The organism is Nocardioides deserti, from assembly GCF_014266025.1.
Lineage (GTDB): Bacteria > Actinomycetota > Actinomycetes > Propionibacteriales > Nocardioidaceae > Nocardioides > Nocardioides deserti.
Genome location: NZ_JACMYC010000001.1, coordinates 305,617 through 327,298, shown reverse-complemented (window position 1 = coordinate 327,298; position 21,682 = coordinate 305,617). Strand labels below are relative to the sequence as shown.

Annotated in this window: 23 protein-coding genes; 8 read left to right on the top strand and 15 right to left on the bottom strand. The window is 72.3% G+C overall.

What is annotated here, in order from left to right; genetic code table 11:
* Positions 1-38: 38 nt before the first annotated feature.
* Genes H7344_RS01565 through H7344_RS01520 form a run of 10 tightly spaced genes read right to left on the bottom strand, consistent with a single transcriptional unit; the run spans position 39 to position 9,901 of the window.
* Positions 39-752: a hypothetical protein gene (locus H7344_RS01565; protein WP_186344253.1), complete on the bottom strand. Its 714-nt coding sequence runs from the start codon at positions 750-752 to the stop codon at positions 39-41.
* A 12-nt stretch (positions 753-764) separates the two neighbouring features.
* Positions 765-1,316 (bottom strand): hypothetical protein, encoded by a 552-nt coding sequence (locus tag H7344_RS01560; protein WP_186344252.1) that lies wholly within the window; start codon positions 1,314-1,316, stop codon positions 765-767.
* Positions 1,313-2,545, bottom strand: coding sequence for an MlaD family protein (locus H7344_RS01555; RefSeq protein ID WP_186344251.1), 1,233 nt, complete (start codon positions 2,543-2,545; stop codon positions 1,313-1,315). Before H7344_RS01555 ends, H7344_RS01560 begins: the two co-directional genes overlap by 4 nt.
* A complete protein-coding gene (locus tag H7344_RS01550) occupies positions 2,542-3,744 on the bottom strand; it encodes an MCE family protein (protein WP_186344250.1) in 1,203 nt (400 codons plus the stop codon). Before H7344_RS01550 ends, H7344_RS01555 begins: the two co-directional genes overlap by 4 nt.
* A complete protein-coding gene (locus H7344_RS01545) occupies positions 3,741-4,907 on the bottom strand; it encodes an MCE family protein (RefSeq protein WP_186344249.1) in 1,167 nt (388 codons plus the stop codon). The genes H7344_RS01550 and H7344_RS01545 overlap by 4 nt, the downstream gene beginning before the upstream one ends.
* Positions 4,908-4,910: 3 nt before the next feature.
* A complete protein-coding gene (locus H7344_RS01540; RefSeq protein ID WP_229706806.1) occupies positions 4,911-5,894 on the bottom strand; it encodes an MCE family protein in 984 nt (327 codons plus the stop codon).
* Positions 5,895-5,907: 13 nt separating this feature from the next.
* Positions 5,908-6,972 carry an MCE family protein gene (locus tag H7344_RS01535; protein WP_186344248.1) on the bottom strand — a complete coding sequence of 355 codons (1,065 nt, stop codon included), beginning with the start codon at positions 6,970-6,972 and terminating at the stop codon, positions 5,908-5,910.
* Complete coding sequence (locus H7344_RS01530; RefSeq protein ID WP_186344247.1) at positions 6,969-8,282, bottom strand: MCE family protein; 1,314 nt, start codon at positions 8,280-8,282, stop codon at positions 6,969-6,971. Before H7344_RS01530 ends, H7344_RS01535 begins: the two co-directional genes overlap by 4 nt.
* 4 nt (positions 8,283-8,286) lie before the next feature.
* Positions 8,287-9,117 (bottom strand): MlaE family ABC transporter permease, encoded by an 831-nt coding sequence (locus tag H7344_RS01525; RefSeq protein WP_373286510.1) that lies wholly within the window; start codon positions 9,115-9,117, stop codon positions 8,287-8,289.
* 10 nt (positions 9,118-9,127) lie between these two features.
* Positions 9,128-9,901, bottom strand: a complete 774-nt coding sequence (locus tag H7344_RS01520; RefSeq protein ID WP_186344245.1) for an MlaE family ABC transporter permease — start codon at positions 9,899-9,901, stop codon at positions 9,128-9,130.
* Between the two features lie 99 nt (positions 9,902-10,000).
* Between H7344_RS01520 and H7344_RS01515 the strand changes: the two genes are divergently transcribed.
* Together H7344_RS01515 and H7344_RS01510 are read left to right on the top strand one after the other, a co-directional pair.
* The gene (locus H7344_RS01515; protein WP_186344244.1) at positions 10,001-10,582 is read left to right on the top strand and encodes a DUF1707 SHOCT-like domain-containing protein; all 582 of its coding nucleotides are present in this window, start codon (positions 10,001-10,003) and stop codon (positions 10,580-10,582) included.
* A complete protein-coding gene (locus H7344_RS01510) occupies positions 10,579-11,307 on the top strand; it encodes an ion channel (protein WP_186344243.1) in 729 nt (242 codons plus the stop codon). The genes H7344_RS01515 and H7344_RS01510 overlap by 4 nt, the downstream gene beginning before the upstream one ends.
* A 23-nt stretch (positions 11,308-11,330) precedes the next feature.
* Here H7344_RS01510 and H7344_RS01505 read toward each other — a convergent pair whose 3' ends face one another.
* On the bottom strand, positions 11,331-12,068 hold the full coding sequence (locus H7344_RS01505; RefSeq protein ID WP_222130078.1) for a response regulator transcription factor: 738 nt from the start codon (positions 12,066-12,068) through the stop codon (positions 11,331-11,333).
* Positions 12,069-12,183: 115 nt separating this feature from the next.
* On the opposite strand from H7344_RS01505, the gene H7344_RS01500 reads away from it, so the two are divergent.
* From H7344_RS01500 to opgC, 5 genes are read left to right on the top strand one after another with little or no spacing between them, the layout of a single operon-like run.
* Complete coding sequence (locus H7344_RS01500; RefSeq protein ID WP_186344241.1) at positions 12,184-13,365, top strand: PP2C family protein-serine/threonine phosphatase; 1,182 nt, start codon at positions 12,184-12,186, stop codon at positions 13,363-13,365.
* Positions 13,362-15,356 carry a glycosyltransferase family 2 protein gene (locus H7344_RS01495; RefSeq protein ID WP_229706807.1) on the top strand — a complete coding sequence of 665 codons (1,995 nt, stop codon included), beginning with the start codon at positions 13,362-13,364 and terminating at the stop codon, positions 15,354-15,356. Before H7344_RS01500 ends, H7344_RS01495 begins: the two co-directional genes overlap by 4 nt.
* Positions 15,353-15,688: an STAS domain-containing protein gene (locus H7344_RS01490; protein WP_186344240.1), complete on the top strand. Its 336-nt coding sequence runs from the start codon at positions 15,353-15,355 to the stop codon at positions 15,686-15,688. Before H7344_RS01495 ends, H7344_RS01490 begins: the two co-directional genes overlap by 4 nt.
* On the top strand, positions 15,681-16,109 hold the full coding sequence (locus H7344_RS01485; protein ID WP_186344239.1) for an ATP-binding protein: 429 nt from the start codon (positions 15,681-15,683) through the stop codon (positions 16,107-16,109). Before H7344_RS01490 ends, H7344_RS01485 begins: the two co-directional genes overlap by 8 nt.
* Entirely contained in the window at positions 16,085-18,469 is a 2,385-nt protein-coding gene (opgC, locus tag H7344_RS21010; RefSeq protein ID WP_186344238.1) for an OpgC domain-containing protein, read from the top strand. The genes H7344_RS01485 and opgC overlap by 25 nt, the downstream gene beginning before the upstream one ends.
* A gap of 15 nt (positions 18,470-18,484) precedes the next feature.
* On the opposite strand, the gene H7344_RS01475 is transcribed toward opgC, so the two are convergent.
* Entirely contained in the window at positions 18,485-18,841 is a 357-nt protein-coding gene (locus tag H7344_RS01475) for an MmcQ/YjbR family DNA-binding protein (RefSeq protein WP_186344237.1), read from the bottom strand.
* 22 nt (positions 18,842-18,863) lie between these two features.
* On the opposite strand from H7344_RS01475, the gene H7344_RS01470 reads away from it, so the two are divergent.
* A complete protein-coding gene (locus H7344_RS01470) occupies positions 18,864-19,247 on the top strand; it encodes a rhodanese-like domain-containing protein (protein WP_186344236.1) in 384 nt (127 codons plus the stop codon).
* 7 nt (positions 19,248-19,254) lie between these two features.
* Here the strand turns inward: H7344_RS01470 and H7344_RS01465 are convergent, their stop codons facing one another.
* The 3 genes from H7344_RS01465 to H7344_RS01455 are packed head-to-tail and all read right to left on the bottom strand — an operon-like array spanning position 19,255 to position 21,644.
* Positions 19,255-19,758 carry an FBP domain-containing protein gene (locus tag H7344_RS01465; protein WP_186344235.1) on the bottom strand — a complete coding sequence of 168 codons (504 nt, stop codon included), beginning with the start codon at positions 19,756-19,758 and terminating at the stop codon, positions 19,255-19,257.
* Positions 19,755-20,327, bottom strand: coding sequence for a TetR-like C-terminal domain-containing protein (locus H7344_RS01460; protein WP_186344234.1), 573 nt, complete (start codon positions 20,325-20,327; stop codon positions 19,755-19,757). Before H7344_RS01460 ends, H7344_RS01465 begins: the two co-directional genes overlap by 4 nt.
* Positions 20,328-20,360: 33 nt before the next feature.
* On the bottom strand, positions 20,361-21,644 hold the full coding sequence (locus tag H7344_RS01455) for an MFS transporter (RefSeq protein ID WP_186344233.1): 1,284 nt from the start codon (positions 21,642-21,644) through the stop codon (positions 20,361-20,363).
* Between the last annotated feature and the right edge of the window lie 38 nt (positions 21,645-21,682).

The window sequence follows — 21,682 nt, the reverse complement described above, 5'->3', positions numbered from 1 at the left end:
ACTAGAACGTGTTCTAGGTTCGGTCGGGGACAGTTCTATCAGAGGGCGTCGAGGTCCGTCACGACCCAGTCCCCCTCACCGCGACTGAGGGTCACCACCACGCGGTTGAGGTCGGCGCGCGGCTGCTTGCTGCCCTTGCCGGTCGTCGCCTGGTTGACGAAGAGCAGCGCCTTCACGTCGTGCTCGCTCGCCGAGATGGCCGACGCCGCCACGACGGTCGCCTCGACCTTCGCGCGGTTGCGCTCGGTGTCCTCGCGGATCGCCTCGAGCGTCTCGCGGTACTCCGTCTGCATCCGCGGGGCGAGCAGCGGCAAGGCCGCCTCCATGTCCGCGTCCAGGGTCCCCGCGGAGTACGACAGCACCTTCTCCGCCGCCTCCGTCGCCGCGCTCAGGCCGGCCGACTTCGCGCCCTCGGACTCGAAGACCACGCCGTCCGCGAGGGGAGTCGTGCCGTCGGGTGGGCCGTCGGTCCCATCGTCGACCGTGAGCATGCGGACGAAGACGATGCCGAGGGCGAGGACGAGCACGGCGAGAGCGATCGCGGCCCAGCGGCGGGACTGAGGTCGGCTGTCGTCTCGCGGGGTCTCGTCGACGCTCGCTGGCGCTCGCTGCTCGACCAGCGGTGGGGGCGGTTCGGGCTGGGGTTCGGGCTCGAGGTCGGAGCCGCAGTAGCGACAGCGGATGGCGGCGGCCTTGATGGTCTCCGCGCAGAACGGGCAGGCCTTGGTGTCGGCGCTGGTCTCGTCGGTCATCGTCGGGTCACCTCAGCCCACGAACTGCACGTTCGAGGCCAGCCACTCGCCGTCCTCGCGGACCATGTCGAGCTGGAGGCGGTAGTAGCGGGACTGGGTGGTGCCGTCGGTGGTGACGTTGGCGACCTCGCTGTCGGCGGCGACGTACACCAGCGCCGAGTCGGCGTCGAGGTCGCCGACGCCGAGGGCGACGACCGAGCCGGTGCTGACCGACTCGTTGCGCTCGGCGGCGTCGATGAGCTGCTCGACGTTGGCGGCGTACTGCTCCTCGAACTCCCCGGTCGCGTAGGACAGGACCTTGTCGGTGAGCGGCTCCATGTCGCGGTGGTCGACCTCGAGGAAGGCCAGCGTCAGCTCACGCGCCGCCTCGGACACCTCGCGGTGCGCCGCGGTCAGCTCCTCGTCGCCCCCGTCGCCGGCGACGCCGACGGCCTGCTGGAGCGCGTCGCGGCCCTCGTCGGACCGCAGTGCGGTGACGGCGATCGCGCCGGCCAGCGCCACGGCGAGCACCGCGAGCACGGCCGTCACCCGGCCCCACGTCGTGGCGGGCAGCAGTCGACTCACATCCCCTCCTGCGGACCGATGAGCATCCAGCGCCACGAGTCCTCGCCGAACACGTCGCGCAACCCACCCTTCGTCCCGACCCGCACGGCCGGTTCGTCGGCGAGGGTAGCGCCCGGCGCAGCCCGGTTGGTGCTGCCGCCGAAGCGCGGCGCGTACTTCGGGCCGCGCTGGTTGTACGGCGGCCCGGACAGGCAGGTGGCCGGGTAGATCGGGGCGTCGGTGAGGTCGGAGGACGGCCGCCAGTCCTCGCTCGGCATGAAGCCCTCGCGGCACGGGCCGGGGTTCTGGGCCAGCTGGAGGTTGATGTGGCCGTAGCCGTCGCCGGGCGTGCCGGTGAAGCCGTTCGCGACGATCTTCGGGAACGTCACGAGCAGCTGCTCGACGGCCGGCAGCCGGGTCGTGACGATCTGGTTCAGCGTCACCAGGTTGCCGATGAAGACCGGCATGGTCGGCTCCAGCCCCGCCATCAGCTTCTCCACCTCGCGCACCGCGCTCGCGCCGCCCTCGAGGACCGTGCGCAGCTCGGGGTCCTTGCCGCGCAGGGTGCCGGTGAGGTCGGCCAGCGACCGGGCGAACGCGCGGATGTCGCCGCGGTGCTCCTGCTGGGTGCGTAGGACGGTGCGGCCGTTGTCGAGCAGCCGGAACGTCGACTCCTCGTTGGCCAGCGCTGCCTCGACGAAGCGCGAGCCGCTGTCGACCATCCGCTCCAGCGGGCCGGCGGTGTCCTCGAAGGCCAGGCCGAGCTCCTCGATGACGGTCGAGAGGTTGCCCTGGTCGACGGAGGAGACGAGCTGGTCGAGGTCGATCAGCAGCTCGTCCTCCCCCACCGGCAGGCTGTCGGTGTCGCCCGCCAGCACGGCGCCGTCCTCGGCGTACGGCCCGTCGCCGTCCTCGGGGACGATGTCGAGGTACTGCTCCCCGACCGCGGAGAGGTTGTGCACCTCCACCTTCGCGTCGAGCGGGACCTGGGTGCCGTCCTCGAGCGCGAGCTCCGCCTCGAGGCCCTCACGGGTCACGTCCATCGCCGAGACCTTGCCGACCTTCACGCCGCGGTAGGTCACCTCGCTGCCGACGAACAGGCCGCCGGAGTCCGGGAGCGTCGCCGAGATGGTCAGGCCGCGGCCGAGCAGCCGGTCGACCAGCCCCAGGTAGGTGCCGGTCACGTAGACGATGCCGACCGCGGCCAGCGCCACGAAGAGCACCAGCCGGACCTTGACGCCGCGTGTCATCGGCCCAGCCCCTCGGCGAGCAGGCCGCCGCCGGTGCCGACCGACATGTCCCGGGTGTAGCCCGCTTCGCCGGCCCGGCCGAGGCCGGGCAGCGTGGGCAGGCCGGGGATGTCCGGGAGCGGGATGTCGGGCAGGTCGGGCAACCCGGGGATGTCGGGCAGCGGGATCGTCGGCCCGTCGCCGGGCTGCTCGATGAGCTGGGTGATCCCCTCCAAGGAGACGTCCAGGGCGAACTTCGCGTTGGCGTAGTCACCCTTGACGATCTCGCTGGCCTGCTCCGGGAACGGGAAGCTGATCAGCAGCGACAGCCCGCGGGGCAGCGAGTCGCCGGTCTCGTTGAGGCGCCGCAGGATCGGCCGGAGGTGGTCGAGGTCGGCCAGGAGGTTCTCCTTGGTGCCGTTGATGACCCGGGTGCCGACCTCGCCGAGCTCGTCGAGCTGCCCGAGCATCGCGACCAGCTGGTCGTGCTGCTGGTTGAGGACCTCCAGCGCCGGTCCGGTCGCCTCGATGGCGTCGGTGATCGTGCGCGACTCGCGGTTGAGCGTGCGGGCGAGCGTGTCGAGCGACTCCATCGCCGAGACGATGTCGTCCATCTGCTCGTCCAGCCCGCCGACGAGCTGCTCGAGCTGGTTGAACAGCGACCTCACGTCGTCGGTGCGCCCGGAAAGCATGTCGTTGACCTCGTCGCTGATCTGCTTGATCTGGCCGACGCCACCGCCGCTGAGCAGGAACGACAGCGCGCCGAGCACCTCCTCCACCTCCGGGTTGCGGCCCGTGTCCGCGAGCCCGAGCCGGTCGCCGTCCTCGAGCCGGCCGCGCGCCCGGCCCGCGGGCTCCTCGAGCGCGACGTACTTCTCGCCGAGCAGGCTCGTCTGGCGGATCTCGGCGATCGCGTTGTCGGGCAGCTCGATGTCCTGCCGGATCTTGAGGCGTACGACGGCGTTCCACCCGTCACGCTCGACCTCGTCCACCTCGCCGACCACGACGTCGCTCACCATGACCGGCGAGCGGGGCACGACGTTGAGCACGTCGTCGAACTCAGCGGTCACCGTGAACGTCTCCTCGCCGCTGACCGGGCTTCCGGGCAGCGGCAGGTCGTAGGCGCCGTCGAAGTCGCAGGCCGCCAGCAGCGGGACGGCCAGCGCCAGCGACACCAGCCCTGCCAGCGGGCTTCTGGACGTCCTCGTCGTGGTGCTCATCGGGGACCACCTCCGAGCAGCTCGCGCAGGTCCATGGCCGGGACGGCCTCGCCCGGGACCCGGGTATCGGGTGCCGCCGAGCGGGCGGGACCGGTGGGCAGGGCGAGGCCGAGCGGCTCCAGCAGCGACTCGAGGAGCTTGCAGACCGTCTTGGCGGCCGGGACACCGGCGTTGTTGACGACCGCGCAAAGGAAGCCGTCGAGGTCCTCGACGTTGGGGCCGACCTGGATCCGTGCGTTCTGCGACCCGGTCTTGGTGTCGAAGCCGAGGGCGAGGTTGCCGAGGCCGAGCGGTCCCTTCTCGATGGCCTGCGTGAGGGACTCCTTCTCCGCGACCAGCACGTCGAGGACGTCGGTGAGGTCCTCGACCTCGCCGACGAGGGCCTTGCGGTTGTCCTTGACGAACGCCTCGACGGTGCCGACGGCGCCCGCGAGCGCCTCGAGCGCGGCGCCGAGCTCCTCCCGCTCCCCCGACAGCTGCTCGGTGGCGCGGCCGAGGTCGCCCATGAACTCGTCGACCAGGTCGTCGTTGCGCGCCAGCGTCCGGGTGAAGGCGTCGAGCTGCTTCACGGTGCCGAACAGGTCGCCGCTGTTGTCGCCGAACGTCGTCGCCGCGGCCGAGAGGTCGCGGACCAGCTGGTTGGCCGTGCGGCCCTGCCCGCCGAGCGCCTCGGCACCGGAGGCCAGCAGCGTGTCGAGCGACCCGTTCCTGTTGGCGCCGTTGGGGCCCAGCGCGTTCGCCAGGGTCGAGAGGCTCTCGTAGATCCGGTCCAGCTCGACCGGGCTCGCGGTCTCCGCGAGCGGGATGTCGGCGCCGTCGGCCATCACCGGCCCGCTCGTGTGCACGGGGGTGAGCTGGATGAACCGGTCGGCCACCAGCGTCGGGGTGACGATGACCGCCCGCGCGTCCTTCGGCACGTCGTAGGCGTCGTCGTACTCCATCTCGACGCGCACGGACTCCCCCTCCGGCACCACCGCGGTCACCTCGCCGACCGGCACGCCGAGGATCCGCACCTCGGTACCGACGAAGACGCTGACGGCCCGGGCGAAGTGCGCCGTGACCGTCTTGCGGCCGCTGTCGCCGTCGACGAGCACCAGCACCGTGCCGAGGAGCAGCAGCGCGGCGACCAGGCCGCCGGCGGCCTTCATCGTGATCCGGGGCATCGCTCAGTTCCTCCGTCCGGGGACGAACTCGCCGGCGAGGCCGAGCAGGTTGACCAGGTAGGCGTCGAACCACGGGCCGGTGCCGACGATGTGGCCGAGGATGTCTGCGTACGGCCCGACGGCCTTCGCGGTCTTGCTCAGCTGGTCGCGGCGGTCGCGCAGCATCGTGGTGACCGTGCGCAGGTCGCGCAGCGCGGGGCCGATCTCGTCCTCGTTGTCCTCGGCCAGGCCGCGCAGCTGCACGGCGAGCTGGCGGGCGCCGACGAGGAGCCGGTGGATGGCTTCCTCACGCCGGTCGAGCTCGTCGAAGACCTGGCTGCTGCTGGCCATCAGCTGCACGAGGTCGCCGCGCCGGTCGGCCAGCAGGCCGGTGACCGACTCCGCCCGGTCGAGCAGGCCGGCGAGGTCCTCGTCGCGGCTGGCGATCGTGCGCGAGAGCCGGGACAGGCCGGTGAAGCTGTCCTGGATCTCCGGTGCCGCGCCGTCGAGGGTCTCGGAGATGACGTCGAGCGCCTCGCCGAGCTGCTCGTCGTCGATGGCCTCGGTGGTGCTGGTCAGGTCGCCGAGCACGTTGACGATGTCGTACGCCGACTGGGTGCGCTCGACGGGGATGGTGCCGCCCTCCTCGAGCTGGCCCTCGTCGCTCGGCACGACCTCGAGGTACTTCTCCCCCAGCAGGTTGAGCACCTCCACCGACGCGCGGCTCTCCGGCCCGAGCTCGGTGCCGGCGTCGAGCTCGAAGTCGACGACGACCACGCCGTCCTCGACCGACATGCCGTTGACCCGGCCGACCCGCTTGCCGGCGATCTGCACCATGTGTCCCGGCCGCAGGCCGCTCGCGTCGCTCAGCTCGGCGTGGTAGCCGACGCCCCGGAAACCGGGGAACTTCTGCAGGTTGAACGCCGCCGCCATCACCACGAGCAGCACCACCAGGGCCACCACGCCGAAGCGCAGGACCTGGCGGTCGCTGCGTCCGCGCGCGCCCACTACCGGCTCCCCATCACTGGCACCTCGGAGCGGTGCTGTGGAAGGACAGGTCGTTGAGCGCGTCCTCGAGCCAACCGAGGTCGATGCCGAGGATCTTCGGCAGCTTGATGCTGCCCTCGAAGTCGCAGAGGTAGTAGTTGTACCAAGAGCCGTAGGTCCCGATCCGGGTCTGGTCGGTCATCGCCTCGGGCAGCCGGTCGAGCAGCTTGGTCAGCACCTCGAGGTTCTCCTGCTTCGACAGCGTGCGCACGAGGGTGCGCAGCTCGCGCACGTCCTCGGCCAGCAGCGGCCGGGCGCGGGTGAGCAGGTCGGCGACGGTGTCGGTCAGCTCGGAGAGGTTCTGCACGGAGGTGCCGATGACGTCGCGGTCCTCGGCCAGGTTGCCCATCCACTCCTCGAGCCCCAGCACCAGCTCGGAGAGCTGGGTGCGGCGGCGGTCGACGGTCCCGAGCAGCTCGTCGAGGTTCGTGATGACGTCGCCGATCAGCTCGTCGCGGTTCGCGAGGGTGTTGGTGAGCGACGCGGTCCGGGCGAGCAGGCCCTGCACGGTGCCGGACTCCCCCTGGAGCACGTCGATGATGTTCTGGGAGAGCTCGTTGACCGCCTTCGGGTCGAGCGCGGAGAAGAGCGGCTGGAAGCCGTTGTAGAGCGCGGTCAGGTCCAGCGCCGGCTCGGTCCGGCTGACCGGCATGGTGGCGTCGTCGCCGAGCCGCTTGCCGCCCTTCGGCCCTTCCTCGAGCGCGAGGTAGCGGTCGCCGACGACGTTGAGGTAGCGGATCTCCGCGCGGCTGTTCGTCGTGAGCGGCACGTCGGCGGCCACGGTGAAGGTGACCATCGCGCGGCTGCGCTCGTGCAGCTCGATCTCCTTGACCTCGCCGACCGGGATGCCGGCGATCCGGACGTCGTCGCCCTCCTGGAGCATGCTCGCGCTGGTGAACTCGGCGTTGACCGTGCGCTTGTCGCCGAAGCCGACGTTGCCCATGATCACCGCCAGCAGCCCGGTGACGAGGATCGAGATCACGGTGAAGATCGCGAGCTTGACCGCCGCGACGATCGTCCTGGTGTTGCGCGTGCTCACCGCTGCACCACCGTCCCGCGCACCTGCGGGCCGTAGAGGAGCGCCGAGAGCGATCCGAGGTCGCGGTAGGACAGCCCCGCCTCGGAGGCCAGCAGGACGTTGACCAGGCGCTGCTCGGGGACGGTGCCGGCGTACCCCTTGGTCGGGTTGCGGTACGACGCAGGGTCGACGGTCCGGAACGGCAGCGTCGAGCCGGCGATCTCGTCCTGGTCGCTGCCGTCCGCGAGCGGCGTGCTGTTCGGGCCGCTCGGCCGCGGCAGGCCCGCGCACCACGGTCCGTGGCCGACCTCGGCGTACTCCGGGCGGTCGTTGACGTCGTACGCAGGCTTCTGCACCGAGCCCAGCTCGAGCACCTGATTGACCCGGTCGTTCTCGAAGATCTCGGCGAGCTTCGCGGTATAGATGTCGAGACCCTCGAGCAGGCAGGGGTACTGCGGCGCGTAGGTGTCGAGCAGCCGCAGCAGCGGCCGGGACAGCTCACCGAGCCGGATGATGCCGTCCTCGTTCTCGGCCAGCACGCGGGTGGTGGTCTCGGCCATGCCGGTGACGTCGCCGATGAAGGAGGAGAGCTGCGCCTCCTGGTCGGCGACCGTGCGCGCCGAGACCGTCGCGTTGCGCAGCAGCCGGAGCACGTCCGGAGCGGCGCGCTCGTAGGTGCCGGAGACGTCGGCGATCAGCTCGAGGTCCTGCTCGAGGGTCGGCAGCCGGTCGGCCAGCCTCCCGGTGTAGCCGTCGAGCCGCTCCAGCAGCGCGCCGACGTCCTCGCCGCGGCCGGCCAACGCGGAGGCCAGCGCGTAGAGCGTGCTGTTGAGCTCGGCCGGCTTGACCGAGCGCAGCAGCGGGAAGAGGTTCGCGAGGATCCGGCTCAGCTCGACGTTGGTCTCGACCCGGTCGGCCGGCACCACGTCGCCGTCGGCGACCGGCTCCGCCGACGGATCGGCGGGCTCGACCAGGGAGACGAACTTCTGACCGAACAGCGTCGTCGGGAGGATCTCCACCCGCACGTTGCGCGGGATGTCGCGCGCGGCGTCGGGCTGGAGCGCGACGTCGATGACCGCCTGCTCGCCGTCCTGGCCGATCGAGTCGATCCGCCCCACGAGCACGCCGTGGTAGCGGACGTCGCCGTTGACCGCGAGCTGCAGGCCGGCGCGGTCGGCCTGGAGCGTCATCCGCGTGGCGCGCTCGAACTCCTTGTTGTAGATCGCCACCGACAGCCACAGCAGCAGCCCGATCACCGTCAGGAACGCCACGCCGGCGACCAGCAGCCGCCGGTGCTCGCCCGGGGTGTCGTGGTGGATGTTGACCAGCACGCCGCTACCCCGTGATCCGGACGGTCGTGGTGGAGCCCCAGATCGCGAAGCTGAGGAAGAAGTCGGCGACGACCGTGGTCACGATGCTCGTGCGGATCGCCCGGCCGACGGCCGTGCCCACGCCGGCCGGTCCGCCCGAGGCGGTGTAGCCGTAGTAGCAGTGGATCAGGATGATCGCCACGGCCAGGAAGATCAGCTTGAAGAACGACCACAGCATGTCGATCGGCGGCAGGAACTGCAGGAAGTAGTGGTCGTAGGTGCCGGCCGACTGCCCGTAGACCATCGTCGTGATCAACCGCGGCGAGAGGTACGACGCGCTCAGCGCCACGACGTACAACGGGATGACCGCGATGAACGCCGCGATCATCCGGGTCGTCACGAGGAACGGCAGCGACGGGATGCCCATCACCTCGAGCGCGTCGATCTCCTCGCTGATCCGCATCGCGCCCAGGCGGGCGGTGTAGCCGCAGCCGACGGTCGCGGCGAGCGCGATCGCCGAGATCAGCGGCGCCACCTCGCGGGTGTTGAAGTAGGCGGAGATGAACGCGGTGAACTTCGAGACACCGAGCTGGCTGAGCGAGGCGTAGCCCTGGATGCCGACCTCGGTGCCGGCGAAGAACGCCAGGAAGGCGATGACGCCGACCGTGCCGGCGATGACCGACAGGCCGCCGACGCCGAAGGACACCTCGGCGAGGGTGTTGAGGATCTCGCGCGGGTAGCGGCGGATCGCCCGCGGCGTCCAGGCCAGCGCCTTGACGTAGAACAGCAGCTGGTCGCCGTACTCCTCCAGGCGCGCGCGCCGCTCCCGGAGGATGGCGCTGCCGACGTCGGTGATCGCTGCCACGTCAGAGCCCGTGCTGAGGGACGACTTGGAAGTAGATCGCGGTGATGATCGCGTTGAGGAAGAACAGCAGCATGAAGGCGACGATCACCGACTCGTTGACCGCGTGGCCGACGCCGCTGGGGCCGCCGCCGGCGTTGAGGCCCTTGTAGGCGCCGACGATGGCCGCGAGGTAGCCGAAGACGGCCGCCTTGACGATCGCGATGTAGAGGTCGGGCAGGCTCGCGAGCGCTGTGAACGACGACAGGAAGGCGCCGGCCGAGCCGTCCTGGATGATGACGGTGAAGAAGTAGCCCCCGCCGATGCCGGCGGAGATCACCAGGCCGATGATCATCACCGCGACGAAGACGGTGGCCATCACGCGGGGCACCACGAGCCGGGCGATCGGGTCGACGCCCAGCACCTCCATCGCGTCGATCTCCTCGCGGATCTTGCGCGCGCCGAGGTCCGAGCAGATCGCCGAGCCCGCGGCGCCCGCGATGATGAGGGCCGCCGCGATCGGCGCCGCCTCGCGGACCACCGCCAGGACGGCCGAGGCGCCGGCGAAGGACTGGGCACCGAGCTGGCCGGTGAGGTTGCCGACCTGGAGCGAGATGACCGCGCCGAACGGCACGGAGACCAAGATCGTCGGCATCAATGTCACGCTGGTGATGAACCAGGCCTGCTCGATGAACTCGCGCAGCTGGAACGGTGTCGTGAAGACCCGCTTGGTCACGTCGACGACCATCGCGGTCAGCTCACCGGGTCCGCGGATGACGGACACAGCAGAGAACGCCATTCCCCCACCTCCCCAGATCGATGACGGCTGGGCCACCGTAGAACGTGTTCTCGTTTCGGGCAACGGACGTCCACTGACCGGGCGGCCTAGGATGCCGACGTGCCCAGCCACGATCCCGCCGCCACCTGGGCGTCCTTCACCCACGACCCTCGCGTCAAGGCGAACGCCGGCCTGCGCGCCGGCGACGCGGACCGCGACGTCGTGCTGCGCGTGCTGGGCGAGGCGTACGCCGACGGACGGCTGACCCGCGAGGAGCACGACGAGAGGGCCGCCGGGCTCGCCTCGGCCCGGACCTTCGGCGACCTGCGACCGCTCCTCGACGACCTCGTGCCCACGACCCCCGCGCCCGCGCGGGGGAGGTCGGCGGCCCTCGCCCTCGCCAGCCCCGACGACCTGCGGCGGATGGCCGCGCGCGAGTGGGAGTCCGACCGGCGCTCGGCGGTGCTCGCCTTCATCGGCCCGACCCTCATCTGCTGGGCCGTGTGGGTGGCCACGTCGTTCGGCGACGGCGGCTTCGAGCCGTACTTCCCCTGGCCGCTCATCGTCATGGCCGCGACCGGCTTCCACCTGGTCCGGACCCTCGTCTCCCGCCAGGAGCTGATCACCGCGGAGGTCGAGCGGCTCGAGCGACGCCAGGCCAAGGCCCTGCGCAACCGGGGCGGCCGAGGGAGTCGACCGTGACCGCGGCCGGCCAGCAGCAGGTCCGCGGGGTCCTCGGGCGACACCCGTCCGCCGTCCTGCTCGGGGTCCAGCTGGTGGCGGTGCTCGCCTACCCGTTCCTGCAGGACTCCGCGGCCGGTCGTGCCGTGATCGGCGTGGTGCAGATCGCGGTGGTGACCATCGCGGTCTGGGCGGTGCGCCGCACGCCTGCGCTCAACTGGTCCGCCGGCCTCCTGGGGGCCCCGGCCGTCGTGTTCACCGTGCTCGAGGCGGCCTCGCCCGACACCGACTGGGTCGTCCTGGTCTCCGCGCTGCTGCACGCGCCGTTCTACTTCTACGTCTCCTATGCGTTGATCCGGTACCTCTTCCACGACGACCGGGTCACCACCGACGAGCTCTATGCGACCGGTGCGGCGTTCACGGTCGTCGCCTGGGGCTTCGCCTACCTGTACTCCGCCACGCAGGTGCTCGTCCCTGACGCCTTCACGAGCGCCGGGGGCGGGGACCAGCGCTCCTGGTTCGAGCTGCTCTACCTGTCGTTCTCGGTGCTCACCAGCGTGGGGCTCTCCGACGTCGTCCCGATCCAGGCCAACGCCCGCTCGCTGGTCGTGGTCGAGATGGTCGCCGGCGTGCTCTACGTGGCCCTCGTCATCTCCCGCCTCGTCGGCCTCGTCGTCAGCCGGCAGGCCGTCAAGGAGACCCAGGCCGCCCAGGAGGCCCAGGCCGCCACGAGGAACGAGGCCTGAGCCGGCGACCAGCCGAGCGCGGCTCAGTCGGCGGAGGCGAACGTGTAGCCGACACCGCCGACGGTGCGGATCCACTCACGGTGGCGGCCGCCGGCCTTGCGGAGCTTGCGCCGCAGGTTCGCCACGTGGACGTCGACGAGGAAGTCGGACTCGATGAACTCGCCCTGCCACACCTCGCGGACGAGGTCGCCGCGGTCCCAGGTGCGGCCCGGCTGCGCGGCGAACGCGGTGAGGAGCGCGAGCTCTGCGGGTGTCAGGGGCAAGGGCTGACCGTCGAGCAGGGCGACGTGGTCGACCGGTACCAGCACCAGGCCGCCACCGGCGTCCAGGTCGGGGGCCGGGGCCGAGCGCGCGCCCTCGGCCGGCGTGGTCCCCGTCGTGGAGGCGCGCGGACGACGCAGCAGCGCCGCGGACCGCGCTCGCAGCTCCTTCGGGGAGAACGGCTTGGCCAAGTAGTCGTCCGCGCCGACCTCGAGCCCGACCAGCCGGTCGATCTCGGAGTCCCGACCGGTGATCATGATGATGTAGGCGTCGGAGAAGGCACGGATCTCCCGGCAGACGTCCCTGCCGTCCATGTCGGGCAGCGTGAGGTCGAGGGTGATCAGGTCCGGCGACTCCCGCTGCGCCATGTCGAGCGCCGCGGCTCCGGAGGCAGCCGCCGACACCTGCAGCCCCATCCCCTCGAGCAGGACCTGGACCAGCTCACGGATGTCGGTGTCGTCGTCGACCACCAGGGCACGTTGTCCGACCACCTGCTCCACACGTGCGACCCTAGCCCGCGGCCGGAGACGTTTGGTATCCGACCGGCGCGGGGTATCGGCCCGGCGCGCACGGCATGGGGGCTCTGGCACGACGGGCGCGGAAGGGTGAAGCACCATGGGGACCTCCGCGGAGGAGCGGCGTCAACGCGCCGTCGAGAGCCTCGCCCTCGACGAGGGCCGGCAGCACGACCGGCTGGACCGGGTCACCCGGCTGGCGCGGACGGCCCTGCGCGTGCCGATCTCGACCGTGACCGTCCTGGACGGTGAGCGGGCGTGGTTCCCGAGCACCGCCGGGATCGAGCTGGACGAGCTCCCCCGCGACCAGACGTTCTGCGACCGCACGCACGACGAGGGCGGGACCCTCGTCGTGGAGGACGCGACGCTGCACGAGCGCTTCCGCGAGCTGCCGGTGGTCTCCGAGGGCGGCATCCGGTTCTACGCCGGGCATCCCCTCCGCGACCATGCCGGCAACGTGGTCGGGACCTTCTGCGTCTACGACACCGAACCCCGGACCCTCGCCGGGGACGACCTCGTCACGTTCCAGGACCTCGCGGCTTGGGCGGAGCTCGAGCTCGTCGCCTCCGCGGAGATGACCCAGGCCGGGCGGGTGCAGGCCTCCCTGCTCCCGGCGACGCCCATCCGCGTCGACGGCTGGGACGTCGCGGGAGTGTGCCTGCCCGCACTCGCGGTCGGCGGCGACTTCTACGACTACGTCGTCACCCGGCAGACGCTGCACCTCGCGCTCGGCGACGTGATGGGCAAGGGAACCGGCGCGGCCCTGCTCGGTGCGGGCGTCCGGACCGCCCTGCGCGGCACGAACGACGCGGTCGCCGCCGGGGTCGACCTCGGCATCGTGGTCACCCAGGTCGCCCGCTCGCTGCTCGCGGACTTCGAGGCGGCGGAGTCCTTCGCCACCCTGATGGAGGTCGCCCTCGACCTCGACGACGGCGAGCTGCGGTACGTCGACGCCGGCTCGGGCCTGGCGCTCGTCGTCCACGCCGACGGCGCCGTCGAGCGGCTCGGCGGCCGGGACCGCCCCCTCGGGGTCCTGCCCGAGGACCATTGGACCGAGCACCTCGCCGAGGTGGAGCCGGGTGGCCGGCTGCTCGTGTTCAGCGACGGCGTCCTGGACCTGCTCGATGATCCCGACCGGTGGTGGGGGCCGCTGGGCGCGATGGTCGCCGAGGCGCCCGACGTGCCGGCGCTGCTGACGGCGATCGCCCGGCTGGCGCGGTCGCAGACCGCGCTGGACGACATCACTGCGGTGGCCGTGTTCCGGTCGGAGCACGGGCGGTGAGCCGGCGCCTGCTCCTGATCCGCACGGTGGTGCTGGTCACCGCCCTGCTCGGCCTCAACTACCTGACCTGGCGCTGGATGTTCTCGGTGAACTGGTCGGCTTGGTGGATCGCGGTGCCGCTGGTGCTCGCCGAGACCTACAGCCTGGTCGACTCACTCCTCTTCGGCCTGGGCATGTGGCGGCTCAAGGAGCGGGGAGACCCGCCCCCGGCCCCGCCCGACCGGACGGTGGACGTGTTCATCGCGACGTACAACGAGCCGATCGAGCTGGTGATGGCGACCGCGCGGGCGGCGAAGGCGATCCGCTACCCGCATCGCACCTGGATCCTCGACGACGGCAACCGGCCGGAGATGCGTGCGGCGGCGGAGGCCGAGGGCATCGGCTGGCTGACGCGGTCGGCGGACTGGGCGGGGATGCCGCGCCACGCGAAGGCCGGCAACCTCAACAACGCGCTGCTGCAGACCGACGGCGAGTTCATGCTGATCCTCGACGCCGACCAGATCCCGCTGCCGGAGATCCTCGACCGCACCCTCGGCTACTTCGAGGACGAGCGGATGGCGCTCGTGCAGACGCCCCAGTGGTTCGTCAACGTGCCTGAGGAGGACCCCCTCGGCAGCCAGGCGCCGCTGTTCTACGGGCCCATCCAGCAGGGCAAGGACGGCTGGAACGCCGCGTTCTTCTGCGGGTCGAATGCCGTCATCCGCCGCGAGGCGCTGATGCAGCTAGGTGTCTCCCGCTACGTCGGCGAGGTGGAGGAGGGCGTCCGCCGCGCGCTCCGCACCGCCCGCTCGGTCATCCGCTCGGCGCGGAGGCAGCTGCCTGGGGACGAGGTCGAGGTGCGGGCGGCACTCGACGAGATCGAAGGCCGCATCGCCGAGGCGCGAGCCGCCCTGACGGCCGGCGAGGCGTTGTTCGACGTCACCTTCCGCTTCCAGCAGCAGGTCGCGGAGGTACGCCGTTCGCTCGTCGCGGCGGACCTGCAGACGATGCAGGCCGACCTGGAGATCATCGCGAGCCTGGACGGCATCGCGGACAGTCCCGACGGCGGGCTGGCGACGATCGACCTCTCCGCGCTGGACCAGATGACCCAGCGCGAGTGGTCGCCGCTGGGGGCCGTCGAGACCGTGGAGGCGCTCGTCCGCGCGGTCGACGTCGGCCGCGGCGGCGAGGCGCAGCCGATCATGCCGCTCGCGACGATCTCCGTCACCGAGGACATGGCGACCTGCATGCGGTTGCACACCCTGGGCTGGCGCTCCGCCTACCACGACGAGGTGCTCGCCCACGGCCTCGCGCCGGAGGACCTGCAGACCATGCTCGTCCAGCGCCTGCGCTGGGCGCAGGGCACCGTCCAGGTGATGTTCCGGGAGAACCCCCTCGTCCAGAAGGGGCTCACCCTGGCGCAGCGGTTGATGTACTTCTCCACGATGTGGAGCTACCTGTCGGGCTTCGCCGCCCTGGTCTACATCGCCGCACCGGTGGTCTACCTGACGATCGGAGTACTACCCGTCCAGGCACTGAGCACCGACTTCTTCGTCCGGTTGGTGCCGTTCCTCGTGCTCAACCAGCTGCTGTTCTTCATCGTCGCCGCGGGTCGGCCGACGTGGCGGGGCCAGCAGTACTCCTTGGCCTTGTTCCCGATCTGGATCAAGTCCTTCACCTCGGCCTTCGGCAACGTGTTCCTCGGTCGCAGCCTGGACTTCGCGGTGACGCCGAAGACCAAGCGCGAGAAGTCAGGCCACGACTGGCACCTCGTCAAGCCCCAGCTGTGGGCGATGGGACTCCTGGTCGGCGCTGCCGTCATCGGCCTGGTCCGGCTCGCCGTCGGGCAGGGCGAGCTCCTCGGCATCGGGTTCAACCTGCTCTGGGTCGCCTTCGACCTGCTGATCTTCTCCGTCATCATCCGGGCGGTCCGCTACCGCGGCTTCGAGCCGGATGCCGTCCCCGCCGACGCCGGGCCCGGCGCCGGTCCTACCCCAGGAGTGCCTGCATGATCGAGATCGACGTCCACACCCGCGACGACGGCATCGGCGTCGTCGTCCCGCGCGGTCGGCTGAACATGGTGGCGGCGCGGCAGCTCAAGGAGGTCCTGGCCGATCTCGTCGGCACCGGGACCAGCCGGATCGTCGTCGACATGGCCGAGACGACGTTCCTGGACTCCTCCGGCCTCGGAGCGCTCATCGGCGGGCTGAAGTCGGCGCGGCAGGCCGGCGGCGACCTGCGGATCGCCCGCCCGGTCCCAGCGGTGACGACCGTCTTCGAGCTCACCAACCTCGACCGGGTCCTGCGGGCCCGGGACGACGTCGACACGGCGTTCGATGACTGACGGGCGGCTCGTGCTGTCCGCCCCCGCCGTCCCCGAGGTCCTCGAGGTGGTGCACAGCATGCTCGCGCAGCTCTGGGCCCGAGCCGACAGCTGGGAGCAGCGGGACCGGAGCCGCTTCGAGCTGGCCGTGATCGAGGTGCTCGGCAACGTGGTCGAGCACGCCTACGCCCACGACGCCGAGTCAGGGCGTCGCTTCGACATCACGCTCGTCGCCGACGACGAGCGTGTCGTCGCCAGCCTCGCCGACAACGGGCTGCCGGTCGCGCTCGACCTGAGCGGCGTCGCCCTGCCCGAGGACGAGCTGGCCGAGTCCGGACGCGGCCTGGCACTTGCGACGGCGGCGCTCGACGACCTGCGCTACGAACGGGTCGAGGGCCGCAACCACTGGACGCTCGAGTGCCGGCGCGGCTCGGCGGGCTGAGCGCGCGGCTCGCCGCTCTCCTCGGGACGCTGGCGATGGCGCTGGCGACGGCCGGCCCGGCGACCGCGACGACGACGGACGACCCGGCGCCTCTGCCGCCCGCGGGCGAGCCGTGGTTCGGACCCGCGCTCGACTGGACCGTCGACAGCGCGGACGACTACGCCGATCGCCTGGGCCGCAGCCCGTCGCTGCTCGCGCAGCGGGTGCGCTACCCCCTCGACGACGGCTCCCGGTCCTTCCTGCGCACCTTCGTCGAGCAGGCCGCCGCGCTCGGCGCGGTGGCCGTCGTCGACCTGGAACCCGCCGCCCCGCTGGCAGAGCTCACCGAGACGGACGCCACCGCCCTCGCCGACGAGCTCGTCGCGCTGCACGACGAGCTCGACGCCTTCTTCCTGCTCCGGTTCGCCCCCGAGATGAACGGCAGCTGGTACTCCTGGGGCCAGCAGCCGAGTGCCTACGTCGATGCGTTCCGCCTCGTCGCCGACGTGGTCCACGGCCGCACCCCGCAGGCCGCGATGGTGTGGTCCCCGGTCTACGGAGCGGGCTACCCCTACGGCGCGGCGTACGGCGACGTGGACCCGGACCGGACCGACGACACCGATCGGTTGGACACCGACGGGAACGGCCGGCTCGACGCGCGCGACGACCCCTACGGGCCCTACTGGCCCGGCTCGGCCGCGGTCGACTGGGTCGGCCTGACCCTCTACCACTTCGGCGTCGACAGCGGACGCCAGGACAACGAGCTCGACCCGGCCCAGGGCGGCGAGACCGGTGACTCCGAAGGCAGCCCCGGCTTCCGCCTCGACGTCGAGCCGGCGGCGGACGCGTTCGTCGCCCAGCTCGAGGAGCGGTTCAACTACGGCGGCACTGCTGGGCGCACCCCGTTCTACGAGCGCTTCGCCGCCGGCCGGGAGAAGCCGATGCTGGTCGAGACTGGCGCGCTGTGGATCCCGGACGACCGGGGCGACCCCGAGCTCGACGTCAAACGATCCTGGTGGCGACAGGTGCTCGCCGCCGCCGCCGACCGTCCCCTGCTGCGGGGCGTGTCCTGGCTCGAGCAGCGGCGGGCGGAGGCGGAGGCCGGCGACCGCGTCGTCGACTGGCGTGCGACGCGGTCCGAGGAGCTGGCCGCCGCGCTCCGGCGCGACCTGGACGCCTCCGGGGTCACGCTCGCGCCGGTCACCGACGCGACGGCCCCCGGGCCGGAGCCGTCGTCCCAGGACCCGACAGCCGTCCCGAGCGACGCCGACACCGCACCGGTCCTGCATCCGACGCCGAGCGCGACCGGGCTCGCGGTCGCCGGCGTCCTCCTCGCCCTGCTCCTCGGGCTCGCCCTCGTCGCCCGGGCCCGCCCCGCTCCCGCCCGGCCGGGGGCGGCCGACGACCGCGATCCGCGTCTCGACCTGGTCCGCGGCGTGCTGCTCGTCGGCGCGGTCCTCCTGCACCTGGAGATCGCCCTGGACCGGGAGGGGCCGGTCACCGCCGTCGTGGCGGCCACGGTCGGCATCGAGGGCTTCGTGCTGGTCGCCGGCCTGCTCCTCGGCCTCCGGCACCGCGCGCTGGTCGCGCGGGTCGGCGAGCTGTCCGCCACCGGTCGCAGCTGGCGGCGGGCGTTCTCGCTCTGGGCGGTCGTCGTGCTGGCCACGCTCGCGACGTACGCCGTCGCCGTGGTGCCGGGCGTGGACGGTTCGGCGGTGACGCGGTCCACCGACGGCCGGTTCGACCTGTTCCCGCAGGCGCGACGGCTCTTCGACTACCCGCCGCCGTGGGAGGTCGTGCGCGAGCTCTTCGTGCTGCGGATCGGCCCGTGGGTGCTCACCGGTCTGGGCCTCTTCGTCGTGCTGCTCGTGCTGGCGCCGCTCGTGCTGGCCGTCGTCCGCAGGGACGGGTGGTGGTGGGTGCTGCCGCTGTCGTGGGCGGCGTACGTCGCCGGCCTCGTCCTCGAGCCGGACTGGCTGCCCTCGCAGCTGGAGGAGGTGCACCCTCCCCTGCTCCACCAGGTCGTGCTCGTCCACGGCATCGTGATCGGCCACCACCACGACCGGCTCGTCCGTTGGGCCTCGCGCCCCCTCGCCCGGGCGCTGGGCGCGTCGGTGGTCGCGGCGTACGCCGTCGCACTGGTGCTGGCCCGCGTGGTCGGCGACGGGTCCGGTCACCTCCGATACTGGGAGGGCGCCCTGCCGCCCGGTCGGGTCGTCACCCTGGCCGTGGTCGCCCTCGTCACGACAGCCGTCCTCACCCGAGCCTGGCGACCGGTGGGCTCGACGATCGGGCGGGTGCTGGTCCCGCTCGGACGGCACCCGGTGCCCGTGGTGCTCCTGCTGGTGCCGCTCGTGCTGGTGGTCGGCGCGGTCCGCTGAGGAGCGCACGGCCCGTCAGCGGTCCCAGCCCTCCGGGCGGTGCTTGCGGGGCAGGGTCTCGACGACCAGGCGGTAGGACTCGTCGACCGCCTCGAGCAGCTCGTCGTCGGGGATGTCGTAGGACAGGTCGTTCCAGCCCGAGCGCCCGATGTACGCCATCACGTGCGCCTTGCCGGGGTGCCGGTCGAGCCACTCGTCGGCGACCTCGCGGCTGCCGGCCTTGACCCCGACGCCGTCGGCGCGGAGGAACGCGAAGATCTTCGCCCGTCCCACGGGGCCGACCTTGACCACCGGGTGCTCGTGGCCCCACGGGTCGTCCGGCCACGCGCCCGGCTTGGCGAGGCAGTGGGCCTGCATCCGCTCGACGTCCACCGGAGGACCGTACTGTCGAGCCGTGGCCGCCGTCGACGACTCCGCGATCCACCGCCTTCTCCAGGAGTGCCGCGCCGGGCTGGACCGGGTCGAGCCGGCCGACCTGGCGGCAGTCGCCGCCGCCGGAGCGCTGGTGGTGGACACCCGGCCCGTCGAGCAGCGCCGGCGCGACGGGGAGCTGCCGGGCGCGCTGGTCGTCGACCGCAACGTCCTGGAGTGGCGGTTGGACCCCTCGAGCCCGCACCGGCTCCCGGTCGCCGACGACCCCCAGCGCCGCGTGGTCGTCGTCTGCAACGAGGGCTACAGCTCCAGCCTGGCCGCCGCCACCCTGCAGCGGCTGGGTCTGCCGCACGCGACCGACCTCCGGGGCGGGTTCCAGGCGTGGCGCGCCGAGGTCGGCGGCTGACCCGGCCTCAGCGCTGCGCGCGCACCCGGTCGACGAAGGTCAGCAGGTTGCGCCGCAGCCTGGCCGCCCGCTCCTCGACCGTGAGCGTCTCCGGCACCCGCATGAGCGGCGGCAGCGGCTTCAGCCCGCGGACGTACGCCGAGCACGCGAGGTCGGCGCAGACGTCGACGCCGACGGTGTTGCCGGCGCGCCCGGACCGCCCTGCTCGCGGGGCCACCATCAGCGCGGCGCCCTGCCCGGGGTGGGTGGTCGTGCACAGCGAGCACATTCGCGCCCGCCGCGGACCCACGCCGGCCGGAGCGCGGCGCAGCTGCACCCCGACCAGCCGGTCCTCGTCGTCGGCCAGCACCAGGTAGGCGTGCAGCGGCGAGCGCTCGTCGACCCAGCCGAGGAAGTCGAGGTGGCCCCAGGAGCGGCCGGCCAGGTCGGTGGGCACGCGCAGCCGCTCGGCCTCGCCGCGGCTGGCGTTGACGAAGGACGCCCGGAGCTCCCGCTCCTCGACCGCCCTCACGAGGCACCCCACCCGGCGAACGTGGTGTCCAGGCTGTCGAGGATCCGGTCCCAGCTCTCCTGGCCGGCCGGTGCGCTGTGGTCGAACCCGCCGGCCCGCTCGAGGTCGACGAAGCCGTGGATCACGCTGCCGACCAGGCGGACCGCGTGGGTCTCGTCGGGCTCGCCGAGGCGGTAGCCGGCCAGGGCGGCGCGCACCATCGCCGCGAGACGCGGTCCGGCGCTCGCCGCGGCCGTCCCAGTGTCCAGGCGCAGCCGCGCGGCGTCGTACCGGCCGGGGTGGGTGGCGGCGTACGCCCGGTGGACCTCGCCGAGCGCGCGGAGCGCGTCGCCGCCCGACCGACCGGCCAGCGCTTCGGCCGCCCGGACGGCGAGGTCCTCGAGCGCCAGCAGCGCGACGCGGGTGCGGAGGTCGTCGGAGCCGGCGACGTGGGAGTAGAGGCTGGCCGGCTTGACGTCGAGCCGACGCGCGAGCGCCGACAGCGTCACCTCCGCCAGGCCCGCCTCGTCGGCGAGGTCGGCCGCGGCGGCGACGACCCGGTCCGCACTCAGGCCCTTCCTGATGCTCATAGGCAGAAGCCTATGGGCATTAGGCGCGATCCATCACATCCCGGCGCGGAGCGTGGCGTTGACCTGCGCCCGAGTCGTCGTGCGGCGCGCAAGCCGGCGGAAGCGCCAGACCTGGGAGCCGCCGAGCGCCCACAGCAGGAACTGTGTGCACATCGCCCACCGGAACGCGTCCGCCGTGTAGTCCGACCCGGCCGGGGTGCGCCAGTCGAGCACGAGGCCGACGACCACGACGAGGACCAGGCTGGCGATGAAGCCGCCCTGGTTGATCAGGCCGGTCGCGCTCGCCAGGCGCTCCGGCGGGTTGGACGTGCGGCCGAGGTCGAAGCCGACCATCGACGCCGGTCCCCCGATCCCGACCACCACGGCCAGCGCGAGCAGGACCCCGAACGGCGCCTCCCCCGGCCAGGCCAGGACGACTGCCCAGGCGGCCGCCATCGCGGCGACGATCGTCAGCACCATCGTCGAGCGGTGCCACGGGTGGGCGCCCACGAGCCACCCGAAGGCCGGCCCGATCGTCATCGCGGACACCACGACCACGGTGAGCAGTCCGCTGGCCTCCGCCGGCGACAGCCCCTCGCCGCGCACGAAGAACGGGTAGCCCCAGAGCAGGCCGAGGACGTTGCTGCTGAACGGCGTCGAGAAGTGCATCCAGAAGCCGAGCCGCGTGCCCGGCTCGGCCCACGACGCCGTCAGGCTGCGACGCACGGCGGCCAGCGGCATCGGCTCGCCGCGCAGGTTCTTGCGCGTCGGGGTGTCGCGAAGGACCAGCAGGAGCGCGACGAGCAGGACCGGGCCGAGCGCCGCGGCCACCAGGTAAGCCGTCGTCCAGCCGAGGTCGCGCAGGGCCCAGGTCATCGGTACCGCGGAGATCACCGCGCCGAGCTGGCCCAGCGTGCCGGTGAGCTGGCTGAACAGCGGGATTCGCCGCCGCGGGAACCAGCTGCTGACCAGCCGCAGCACGCAGATGAAGGTCAGCGCGTCCCCGACGCCCACGAGCGCGCGGGCGGCCAGCCCGAACGGGTACGTCGTGGCGAGCGCGAACGCCACCTGGCCGGCCGTCATCACCAGCAGCGCCCCGACCAGCACGCTGCGCGAGCCCCACCGGTCCACCAGCAGCCCGACGGGCACCTGCATGCCGGCGTACACCAGCAGCTGCAGCATCGTGAACGTCGCCAGCTGCGACGCGGAGATGTCGAAGCGGTCGGAGGCCACCAGGCCGGCCACCGCCAGGGAGCTGCGGTGGAAGACCGCCAGCAGGTAGACCAGCAGCCCGACGCCCCAGACCAGGACCGAGGTCCGCAGGCGGGATTCGTCCACTAGCTCATTTCGTCGCTTCCGCTCATTTAGTGGCCGCC

Excerpts from the sequence above, each read along its gene's own strand:
- H7344_RS01545 (WP_186344249.1), bottom strand. The coding sequence starts at position 4,907 with ATGCCCCGGATCACGATGAAGGCCGCCGGCGGCCTGGTCGCCGCGCTG.
- H7344_RS01490 (WP_186344240.1), top strand. The coding sequence starts at position 15,353 with ATGATCGAGATCGACGTCCACACCCGCGACGACGGCATCGGCGTCGTC.
- H7344_RS01550 (WP_186344250.1), bottom strand. The coding sequence starts at position 3,744 with ATGAGCACCACGACGAGGACGTCCAGAAGCCCGCTGGCAGGGCTGGTG.
- H7344_RS01520 (WP_186344245.1), bottom strand. The coding sequence starts at position 9,901 with ATGGCGTTCTCTGCTGTGTCCGTCATCCGCGGACCCGGTGAGCTGACC.
- H7344_RS01555 (WP_186344251.1), bottom strand. The coding sequence starts at position 2,545 with ATGACACGCGGCGTCAAGGTCCGGCTGGTGCTCTTCGTGGCGCTGGCC.
- H7344_RS01460 (WP_186344234.1), bottom strand. The coding sequence starts at position 20,327 with ATGAGCATCAGGAAGGGCCTGAGTGCGGACCGGGTCGTCGCCGCCGCG.
- H7344_RS01500 (WP_186344241.1), top strand. The coding sequence starts at position 12,184 with ATGGGGACCTCCGCGGAGGAGCGGCGTCAACGCGCCGTCGAGAGCCTC.
- H7344_RS01565 (WP_186344253.1), bottom strand. The coding sequence starts at position 752 with ATGACCGACGAGACCAGCGCCGACACCAAGGCCTGCCCGTTCTGCGCG.
- H7344_RS01485 (WP_186344239.1), top strand. The coding sequence starts at position 15,681 with ATGACTGACGGGCGGCTCGTGCTGTCCGCCCCCGCCGTCCCCGAGGTC.